The 10319-nt window shown below is 50.4% G+C and carries 10 protein-coding genes and 1 pseudogene; 9 read left to right on the top strand and 2 right to left on the bottom strand.

Annotated elements, in window-relative coordinates; all coding sequences use genetic code 11:
• Positions 1–64: 64 nt before the first annotated feature.
• Entirely contained in the window at positions 65–262 is a 198-nt protein-coding gene (locus G462_RS0117740) for a hypothetical protein (RefSeq protein WP_026960184.1), read from the top strand.
• Between the two features lie 162 nt (positions 263–424).
• A pseudogene (locus tag G462_RS24370) lies at positions 425–535 on the top strand (IS4/Tn5 family transposase DNA-binding protein); the annotation flags it as partial.
• Between the two features lie 40 nt (positions 536–575).
• Here G462_RS24370 and G462_RS0117745 read toward each other — a convergent pair.
• Together G462_RS0117745 and G462_RS0117750 are read right to left on the bottom strand one after the other, a co-directional pair.
• Positions 576–2360 (bottom strand): DUF3413 domain-containing protein, encoded by a 1785-nt coding sequence (locus G462_RS0117745; protein ID WP_026960185.1) that lies wholly within the window; start codon positions 2358–2360, stop codon positions 576–578.
• Positions 2361–2366: 6 nt separating this feature from the next.
• A complete protein-coding gene (locus G462_RS0117750; RefSeq protein WP_026960186.1) occupies positions 2367–2594 on the bottom strand; it encodes a YejL family protein in 228 nt (75 codons plus the stop codon).
• Positions 2595–2667: 73 nt separating this feature from the next.
• Here G462_RS0117750 and yejK point away from each other — a divergent pair, with 73 nt between their 5' ends.
• The 7 genes from yejK to G462_RS0117785 all read left to right on the top strand — a co-directional run.
• Entirely contained in the window at positions 2668–3666 is a 999-nt protein-coding gene (yejK, locus tag G462_RS0117755; protein WP_026960187.1) for a nucleoid-associated protein YejK, read from the top strand.
• A 287-nt stretch (positions 3667–3953) separates the two neighbouring features.
• Entirely contained in the window at positions 3954–5135 is a 1182-nt protein-coding gene (malE, locus tag G462_RS0117760; RefSeq protein WP_026960188.1) for a maltose/maltodextrin ABC transporter substrate-binding protein MalE, read from the top strand.
• Positions 5136–5223: 88 nt separating this feature from the next.
• Positions 5224–6855: a maltose ABC transporter permease MalF gene (gene malF, locus G462_RS0117765; protein ID WP_026960189.1), complete on the top strand. Its 1632-nt coding sequence runs from the start codon at positions 5224–5226 to the stop codon at positions 6853–6855.
• An 11-nt stretch (positions 6856–6866) separates the two neighbouring features.
• Positions 6867–7757, top strand: a complete 891-nt coding sequence (gene malG / locus G462_RS0117770; RefSeq protein ID WP_026960190.1) for a maltose ABC transporter permease MalG — start codon at positions 6867–6869, stop codon at positions 7755–7757.
• A gap of 87 nt (positions 7758–7844) precedes the next feature.
• Positions 7845–8981 carry an ABC transporter ATP-binding protein gene (locus G462_RS0117775; RefSeq protein ID WP_026960191.1) on the top strand — a complete coding sequence of 379 codons (1137 nt, stop codon included), beginning with the start codon at positions 7845–7847 and terminating at the stop codon, positions 8979–8981.
• 261 nt (positions 8982–9242) lie between these two features.
• On the top strand, positions 9243–10001 hold the full coding sequence (locus G462_RS0117780; protein WP_026960192.1) for an Npun_F0296 family exosortase-dependent surface protein: 759 nt from the start codon (positions 9243–9245) through the stop codon (positions 9999–10001).
• Between the two features lie 67 nt (positions 10002–10068).
• A partial coding sequence (locus tag G462_RS0117785; RefSeq protein ID WP_026959050.1) for an ISAs1 family transposase occupies positions 10069–10319 on the top strand: 251 nt, incomplete at its 3' end.

The following is a 10319-nucleotide window of genomic DNA, read 5'->3' on the forward strand; positions in this document are numbered from 1 at the left end:
GTTCGAGTGCAAGCATGAATCTTTTGCTACAATCGCGCGGTATTAATTTTGAGCAGTATGAACTATGTTGATAAGCCCTGTGCTTTGCTTGGTGTTTGCCGGCTATCTCTATCTCAGCGCCTTCCAATCAGCGATGCCAATCCGACGGTGGACCATTCTGGGTTTGTTGTTTGGCCCGCTTGCCTTGCCGCTGTTCTGGCTGCATCAGAGCCTTAATCTGCGCCGGCAACTGGGCTTTGCCGATGTGTGGTTTAAGGCCTAACCGTTCAAATTCTGTCGATTCAAAAAAGGCACCGTAAGGCTGTCTCTTATACACAAATCCCCGAACATCGTTCGGGGATTTTTTTTGAACTCAACCCACATCTAGCGATCAGATCATTTAGATATTCTTAATGAGGTGGTTACGATGGACAGTTAAAACCCAATGGAGTGGGCACAAGCGCAATTTAGTCAGGCAGAGCTCAACGACCCAAGACGTACGCAAAGGCTGGTATCGCTAGCCGCTTCACTCGCAAATCGACCCGGAGTCGCAGTGCCGTAAGGTGCCGTTTTTTTGCGTTAACTGAACGTCAGTTTTAGTCGTTGTTATAAAAACGTCGCATCTCGTTCATCACCTGCACCATGGTGCGCAGCGACACCTTGTTTCGGTCGCGCTCGGTAACGGTTTGGCGGTCAATCACTTGATAGTTGCCGTCGTCATCAAATACGGTGATACGCCCCGACTCGACAATCGCTTGCTGCTGCTCGCTACCGATCATCACCCAGTCCAGTTCGCGGTCTTGGAAGATATTCTGGCCACTACTGAAGTCGCTGGCATTGTTATTCACTGCCAACACATCCTGTAGCAATGTAGGTACTAAGTCTAAGTGGCTGGTATCTTGAGTAAATAGCTCTGGCGTACGACCGGGCCATTTGATCAGCAGCGGCACCTGGCTTTGCTTTAGCGACAGGCTGTTGCCAAAGCCCCAGCTATTGTCGCCTTCTTCATTGAACTCAATACCGTAATCACCGGTGAGGATAATCACCGTGTTGCGCGCGACCCCATTGTCCGCCAGGGTTTTGCTCATCTGCGCCAGTAGTGAGTCGAGTTGGGTGGCAGAGGCTTTGTAGTACTCGCGCATGGTTTCGGCGCTCAGATCTGGCGGCGCTGGCAGGTCGTTCTCAAACTGGGCGATGCCATCGAGGTATACTAGGTTGAACCAAGGCAGGTTGGCGTGCTGATCCATCCAGCCCTGCCATTCATTGACAAGCTCTCGGTCGCTATCAAAACGGCGCTGCTGGGCCTTCTCGAAGCCTAAATCGATCACCGAAGAGGTTTGGCCATTATAGAAAGCCATGCTTTGGTAATTCTGCTGAGACAACACCTTGGTCAGTACTGGCCGCACTTGTTGAGCCTCAACCGCTGGCCAATAGCTGCTGGGCAGGCCGTAGAGTAGCGAGAACATACTCAAAGGCTGCTGGTTGCTAGCTGTGAAATGGCTTTGGAACTGGCTGGAAGAGGCTGCTGCTGCGCTGGCCGTTGGCATCACGTCAGGTTGTAGTAAGTCCCAACGCATCCCTTCGGCAACCACTAGCAGTACGTTCATTCGGTTATCGATGCGTCGTACGTCCAGGTTGCGCGATGGATAGCGCAAGTCATTGGGACCCGCAAGCTCATCTCGTACTTGCTCGGCGTGTGAATAAGCATCAAAGATACCTTGCTCAAGCAAAAAGCTGCGTGCGGTGAGAGGGTAAAACAGCGGGTAGTTATAACGCTGTTGGGTGACCGGGCGGTAACTCACCGCATCGGCCCAAGCGTGCACTAAGTGAGTCGCCAGAAAGCACAGTATAAAGACGGCTGCAATTGGCTTGCCTAGTTGCTTATGTTCGATGCGGCGCAGATAAGACCAACACAGTTTGCCCAGCCAAAGCTGTAACAAGAACAGGAAGGGGATCAGGACAAAGAAGCCGTTAAAGTTGGTCGCGGTTTGCGATTCTTTGTCGATAAGCAGGCTGAACATTGCCGGATTCAGGTGCACCCCATATTCGGCGTAGACCTCAAGATCCAGTATTAAGGTGCACAACCCCGCTGTCGCCAACAGGGCGCCGATAAAGCGCAGCGTTCGGAAACTGGGGATGGCGAAGCTCAGTGGAAACAGGATCAGCAGGAACAGCACAAACGGAATAAAGGCGAACTGCCCAGCCCAGCTGACCAGCAGATAGATTTGTCCGATAAAGGTTTCTGGCGGTTTGGCTAATACCAGATAGCGCAAGCCCAAGATAAGGCTTAGTACTATATTGCTGAAACAAAACCAGTGCCCCCAGCTGATCAGCTGGGAGACTTTATCCCGGTAGAGCGGGGTGGGGTGCAATCCTACCATAGTGGGTTAGTGTGGTTTCTCGCTTTGCATTGAACTAACCAGTACCTTACCAAACTGCTGGGCAATATGTTCCCGCTGCTCTGGTGCTACCTTGCTATTAATAATATGAGTGGCTGCATTCCCTAGCACCATCAGTCCTAATTCGGTACTGGCATCGTGTTTGTTCAACACTTCCAGTAGCTCATTGAGGATGTTTTCGATTTGTTGGGTTGAATACTTTGAAACGATGGCCATGCTTTGCTGCAAATTTAACGATAAAGAAGCGTATAATACCCCACCTTATCTACAAACACTAACCTTGAGTCGCATGAACATTTCTCTAAAACACTTGATTTTACACTCGCTATCACTGGGTTCAGAAGGCGCCGTTGAGCTGCAGGCGCGGCCGCAGGAACTGGCTGCCAGCGATAAAGCCATGGAGCTTATCGAAGAGCTGCACTTAGGCTACAACGCTAAAGCGGCGAAAGGGTTTGGCTATTACAACAATGAGAACAGCAGCCAATTTAAAGGCTCGTTAGATGCCTATTTAAAGCAGGAAACGCCGTTTTTGGCCTTCTCGCAAGACATTGCCAGCATTTTGGTCGAGCAGGTCAATGCCTACCAAGTGGTGGAGCAGGGTGTGTTGCTGGTGGCCGAGTATGAGCATGTAGCAGGCGATTACCTATTGGTTGCGGTGCTTGAGCGTAAGGTTTCGCCGAGTGTTAATGAGCAGTGGGAGATCACCGATAGTCACTATCTGGAAACCTCTTCTATTCAACTCGCTGCCCGTATCGACCTTACCGATATGCAACGCAACAGCGAGTCTACGCGTTACCTCTCTTATGTAAAAGGCCGCGCCGGACGCAAGATCTCCGACTTCTTCGTCGAGTTCTTGGGCTGCGATGACGGGCTGGATGTAAAGCAGCAAAATACCGTGCTAATGCAAGCCGTTGAAGAGTTTTGTGCTGCTACCCAGCTTGAGGCTGAGGAAGGTGCAGAGGTGCGCAAAGAGGTAAAAAGTTACTGCGAACAGCAGCTCAAAGACGGCGAAGAGATCAAGGTTAAAGAGCTCACCGAGGTGTTCCCGGAAACCGATGAAGGCATGGACTTTTATCAGTTCGCCGCCGACAACTACCCATTGGAAGAGCAGTTTCCGGCCGATCGCAGCAGCCTGAAAAAGATGGCCAAGTTCTTTGGTCAGGGCAAAGGGGTGAGCATCAGTTTTGATCGAGATCTATTAGGTGAGCGAATTCAGTACGATCCTCAAACCGACACATTGACCATTGTCGGCATCCCTCCTAACTTGAGAGAGCAGCTGAGCAAATAGTGCTCAGCCCCTACGCGTCTTGAAAACCTTGTCAAAGTTAAAATGTAGTAATATTACAACATGAAAAAGTTTTCAAAGGGAAATGCCACTCATAATGTTGTTTTATTACACCCTGTCGCGATGGGTATTTGGGCTAAGGCCGCATAAAGTCTCGTTTTGTTGGTTTGTAATATAATTTCAAAAATGCGAGCCAAGTCATGTGCCGACAGCCCTAAACGAGTTACTATCATCGCCAGCAAGAACATCACTTGCTCCCATAACAAAATAACTTAGTTAAGGAAAGGCTAATGAAAAAGACAATTCTGGCAACTGCTGTAGCGGTTGCGTCTTTGGGTATGGCTGCTACTGCGTCTGCAAACATCGAAGAAGGCCAGTTGACCATTTGGATCAACGGTGACAAAGGCTACAACGGTCTTGCAGAAGTAGGTAAGCGTTTCGAAGCTGACACCGGTGTTAAAGTAACCGTTGCTCACCCAGATGACGCACCAGGACGTTTCCAGCAAGCTGCTGCTACCGGTGCTGGTCCAGACATTTTCTTCTGGGCTCACGACCGTTTCGGTGACTGGGTTGACGCAGGCCTGTTGGCTGAAATCAAGCCAAGCGCTGAGAAAGTTGCAGAGATCGAAGATTTCGCTTGGGACGCAGTAACCATTGACGGCAAGGTATATGGTTACCCAGTTGCTATCGAAGCTGTTGGCCTGATCTACAACAAAGATCTGGTACCTACTCCTCCAACTACTTGGGAAGAGATCCCTGAGCTTGACAAGAAGCTTCAGGAACAAGGCAAGAACGCCATCCTGTGGGACTACAACAACACCTACTTCAGCTGGCCTCTTCTGGCTGCTAACGGCGGTTACATCTTTAAGTACGAAAATGGTTCGTACGATGTTAAAGACACTGGTGTTGCTACCGACGGCGCGAAAATGGGCGCACGTGTAATCGCTGACCTGATTGAGAATGGTCACATGCCACGCGGTGCTGACTACGGTGTAATGGACGCTGCCTTTAACAAAGGTGAAGTGGCCATGATGATCAACGGTCCTTGGGCTTGGGATAACGCTGATAAGAGCGGTATCAACTACGGCGTAACCTACATCCCAACCATCAACGGCAACAAAGCCAAGCCGATGGTAGGTGTATTAGCAGGTGCGGTTAACTCTGCGTCTCCAAATGCTGACTTGGCAATCGAGTTCCTAGAGAACTACATGCTGACTGTTGAAGGTCTGAGCGAAGTGAACGCTGACGTACCACTGGGTGCGGTAGCTCACAAAGAGTACATGGCTGAGCTGGCTGACGATCCACGCATCGCTGCTACCTTTGCTAACGCTCAAGACGGTGAGCCAATGCCTAACGTTGCGGCTATGGGCAAGTTCTGGTCTGCAATGGCAACCTCACTGACCAACATTACCAGCGGTCGTCAAGACCTGGATAAAGCGTTGGACGCTGCTGCGCGCCGTATCGCGAAGTAAGTAGGAAGGTCACTTCCAAGCGAGAGGAGGAGTTCGGTCACTCCTTCTCTCATTTTTTGTTCGGAACAATAAAACAAAGGTTATATAGATGGGTGTTTCCACGACTTCAGGACTTATGCAAGGCAAGTATGCCTGGCTGAAGCTGTTGCTCATCACTGCAATTGTGGCGCTTAACGGCTACGCAATTATTATGATGTATGCAAGCGGTGAGTATGCGTTCGCGCTGCTTAACCTCGTTATCGTCGCTTCTGGTGTGTATGTATTTACCAGCAAGCGCGCCTATGCCCACCGGTATATTTATCCGGGTATGGCGGGCATGGTTATGTTTATTATCTTCCCACTGCTTTATACCGTCGGGATTGCATTTACCAACTACAGTGGTACCAACCTGCTCACGCTAGAGCGGGTAGAGCGTATGCACTTAGCAAGAACCTACACCGCAGAGGGCGGCACGTTCGATTTTGCAATGTTGGAATCTGGCGAAGGGAAGTACGTGTTGCAGCTGGTTCAGGACGATAAAGTTCTGGTTAGCTCGCCACTTTCTCCAATTTCTAACTCTGAGCTGTCGGCTCGCAAGCAAACACTTGAGAGCAGCGAAGTTAAACTCTCTCATGTTGAGCAAAAGCCTGAGCTTGAGGTTGCGCAAATCCGCGCCATCACTCAAAACCGTCAGTTCTTGAACAGCCTGGTACTGGTTACCCCTGAAGGCGATGAGCTGGTAATGAGCGGCCTGCGTAAGTTTGCGGCCCAAGCGCCACTGTTCACTAAGCTCGACAAAGACCGCGTTTTACAAGACAGCGGTGTCGTGATCCCGGGTGGTTCTGCGCTGCGCAACAACCAAACCGGCGAGCTGATGATGCCGAACATGGAAACCGGCTTCTATCAGTACATTGATGGCAACGCAGAGTTTGTCGGCAATCGTGTTACTCCTGGTTTCACCGTAAACATCGGCTGGAAGAACTTTGAACGTGTGGTTAAAGATGATGGTATTAAAAAGCCATTTGTTGAGATCTTTATCTGGACGGTTATCTTCGCTGGTTGTTCAGTAGCCTTCACCCTCGCCATTGGTATGGTGCTGGCTTGTGTGATTCAGTGGGAAGAGCTGAAAGGCCGCGCGATTTACCGCGTACTGCTGATTCTGCCTTATGCGGTGCCAGCGTTTATTTCGATTCTGGTGTTCAAAGGTTTGTTCAACCAGAACTTCGGTGAGATTAATGCGCTGCTGAATGCGTGGTTCGGTATCAAACCTGACTGGTTCACCGACCCAACCCTAGCCAAAACCATGATCCTTATCGTGAACACCTGGCTGGGTTATCCGTACATGATGATCCTGTGTATGGGTCTGTTGAAGTCTATCCCTGAAGACTTGTACGAAGCGTCTGCGATGGACGGTGCAGGTCCGATTAAGAACTTTTTTAACATTACTGTTCCGCTGTTGATGAAGCCGCTAACGCCGCTACTAATCGCCTCGTTCGCGTTTAACTTCAACAACTTCGTGCTTATTCAGCTATTGACCTCTGGTGGCCCGGATATCATCGGCGCTACTACCCCGGCAGGTACTACTGACCTGTTGGTGAGCTACACCTACCGCATCGCCTTTGAAGGCAGCGGCACACAAGACTTTGGTTTGGCCAGTGCAATTGCCACCATGATCTTCCTGGTTGTGGGTGCGATAGCCTTGTTCAACCTGCGTCTAACTAACGCTAACAAGTCTGTGTAAGGAGAACAGTTATGCCAATGGTTCAACCGAAATCACTGAAATACCGCAAACTGGGCACTCACATAGCTATCTGCGCGTTTCTGTGTTTAATTATTTTCCCACTGCTGATGGTTATCGCCATCTCATTCCGTACCGGTAACTTCTCGGTGGGTGACATTATTCCTCGTAATCCAACCCTTGATCACTGGCGTTTGGCGCTGGGCATCTCTGTGGAGAATGCCGACGGCTCAATCACACCTCCTCCGTTCCCGGTTCTGACCTGGTTGTGGAACTCGATCAAGGTGGCGGGTATCTCTGCGGTACTGATTGTGGTGCTTTCTACCACCAGTGCGTACGCGTTTGCTCGTATGAAGTTTAAAGGCAAATCGACCATCCTGAGCGGCATGCTGATCTTTCAGATGTTCCCATCAGTGTTGGCGCTGGTTGCCTTCTATGCCTTCTTCAACATGATTGGCGATTTCATCCCTTGGCTAGGCCTGAACACCCACGGTGGTCTGATTCTGGCTTACTTGGGGGGGATCGCACTTCACGTTTGGACAATTAAGGGCTACTTCGAAACCATCGACCCGGCTCTGGAAGAGAGTGCGGCCATCGATGGCGCCACCCCTTGGCAAGCCTTCCGTCTGATTCTGCTACCGCTATCGGTGCCGATTCTTGCGGTGGTATTCATCTTGGCCTTCATCGGCATCATCACAGAAGTACCAATGGCCTCGGTGCTGGTTCAGGACATCGACAAGATGACCCTGGCAGTGGGCTCGCAACAATACTTCTACCCACAAAACCTGTTGTGGGGTGACTTTGCCGCAGCTGCTGTACTGTCCGGTTTCCCAATCACCATCGTGTTCCTGTTGGCACAACGTTGGCTGGTTGGCGGTCTGACCGCTGGTGGCGTGAAAGGTTAATTAATTTTTAGGCGGGCCGCAGTGCGGCCCGGTAACACAAGATTTAAACGATTAAGCAGCACAGCGCTGTTTATATTGGAGCTGAGAATGGCTGAAGTAATTCTAAACAACGTACGTAAAAACTATGACCCGGCAATTCACCAGGACACCCTGCGTGACATCAACCTAAACATCGCAAACGGCGAGTTCATCGTATTCGTAGGTCCATCAGGTTGTGGTAAATCAACCCTACTGCGTATGATTGCGGGTCTGGAAGACATCACCAGCGGTGAGCTGAAGATCGGTGGCAACTACATGAACGACGTTCCACCGGTAGACCGTAACGTAGGTATGGTGTTCCAGTCTTATGCACTGTATCCACACATGGATCTGCGCGAAAACATGAACTTCGGCCTTAAGCTGAAGAAGCTGGACAAGAAAACCATCGACGAGCGTGTTGACCACGCCTCTGACATCCTGGGCCTAACCCCGCTGCTGGACCGTAAGCCTAAAGAGCTAAGTGGTGGTCAGCGTCAGCGTGTAGCAATTGGCCGTTGTATCGTTCAGCAACCAAGCGTATTCCTGTTCGACGAACCGCTATCTAACTTGGATGCGGCGCTGCGTGTGAAGATGCGTATCGAGATTGCCAAGCTACACAAAGAGCTAAACTCAACCATCATCTACGTAACCCACGACCAGGTGGAAGCAATGACCCTGGCCGACAAGATTGTGGTACTAAGCCCGCTCAACCCTGATGCGCCAACTAACCTTGAGCAGTTCGGTGAGCCTCTTGAGCTGTACCACAATCCAGCCAACAAGTTCGTTGCAGGCTTCATCGGTTCTCCGAAGATGAACTTCCTGGCTGGTGAGCTGGTTGAGAAAGGCGACAAGACTAGCCGTATCCGCCTGTACACTGGCGATGAGATCGTTGCAGCGGTAGATACCAGCTCTGCACAGGTTGGCGACAAGGTTGAGCTAGGCTGCCGTCCTGAGCACTTGGTTGAAGTGGGCCACGCGCACGCGGATTGTCAAATCACCGGTACCGTACAGGTTACTGAGCACTTGGGCTCGGAGTCTTACGTGTACATGGACGTAGATGGCAACGACTTTACCTTTAAAGCACGCCCAGAGTTCCCTGCAGAAGCGGGCCAAGAGCTGAAAGTAGGTCTGCCTACCGACGCCTGTTACCTGTTTGACAAAGACGGCGTAGCCTTCCCTCGTACTGCCAAGTACAACAAGGACTAAACGTCGCTTCATTAGCCTGAATTTAAGCTGCCTCCGGGCAGCTTTTTTTGTGCCTGCGGTTTGGTCGTGCTCGGTTCACGGAGCATTTATTGGTCTAGTTCTGTAATTGCAAAATGCAACAGCATTCCTTCGCCGCTAGTGGTGTTCGCATTATGCGAGTTCACTAATCAACTGAAAAATATAGGTAATTTTAAAGAGTTCGCTTGGAACGGGAATTGCTCTACACCCTGTGTGACGCTATTGCACATACGGGAGAACGATATGCAACAAGACACTAATCTAACAGCGCGCCTGTCTCACATTGCGAAAGCTGCGTTTGCTTGTCTAGCCATGTCAGCGTCAGCCCACGCTGGTTTGATACTGACCATCGAAGAGGCTGGGATCCAAGACTCTCAAGTCACTGGCACGAAGATAATTGAAAACTTCGATGAGTGGGGCAAGGGTAGCTTTGTCGAAGATGTAGAGACTGATATCGGTACCTATTCGGTGTTAAGTGGTTCGGGCAATATCGTATCTCACGGCCAATACGGTGGCGCTGATGGGGAGGGCAACTATTTGTTTACTTCCCGAGGAGGCAACCAAATTGAACTGGTTTTCGACCAGCCGATTAGCTATTTCGGTTTTTGGTGGAGTGCCGGAGATGGCGGAAACCTGCTCGATGTAGACACCTTAAACAACAGCCATCACTTCACCACTCAAGCTATCTACGATGCAGAGGCCCTTAGTGATGCGCATATGGGGAATCCCAATACCAACTACTTGGGGAAAAACAAGCGCGAGCCTTACGCTTTCGTCAACTTGTTTGCCACCGATCAGCAATCGCGCATTGAGAGCATCCGTTTTTATGGCTCCAACTTTGAAAGTGATAATCACACCGTGGTGGTGACGCCGTTACAACAGGTTCGCGGACGGGTGGTGAGCGATGTTAATGAACCACCGGTAGCGGCACTTATGGCTGGGTTGTTAGGCTTGTTGCTACTGCGACGTAAAAAGCAGGGTGAGATCGCGAACATTTTTTGAGCGCTTATAAGCAATTTGACCTGACGTCCGTGCTGTGATCTTATACTCCCTTTTTCGGGAGCCTTCCATGACCATCGATGTATTTTCCCAGCATTTCGGCAGTATTAAAGATCCTCGACAAAGCGCTAAAGTAAGCTATCCGTTGTTCGATGTGCTGTTCCTAACCGTATGTGCAACGATTGGCGGAGCCAATGGCTGGGAAGATATCGAAGACTTTGGTGAAGCCCACTTCCACTGGTTCCGTGAAAAGGGGCTATTTACTGCAGGCCTACCAGTACACGATACCATTGCCCGATTGATTTCACGCCTCGACCCAGC

Source organism: Aliagarivorans taiwanensis DSM 22990, from assembly GCF_000429505.1.
GTDB lineage: Bacteria > Pseudomonadota > Gammaproteobacteria > Enterobacterales > Celerinatantimonadaceae > Aliagarivorans > Aliagarivorans taiwanensis.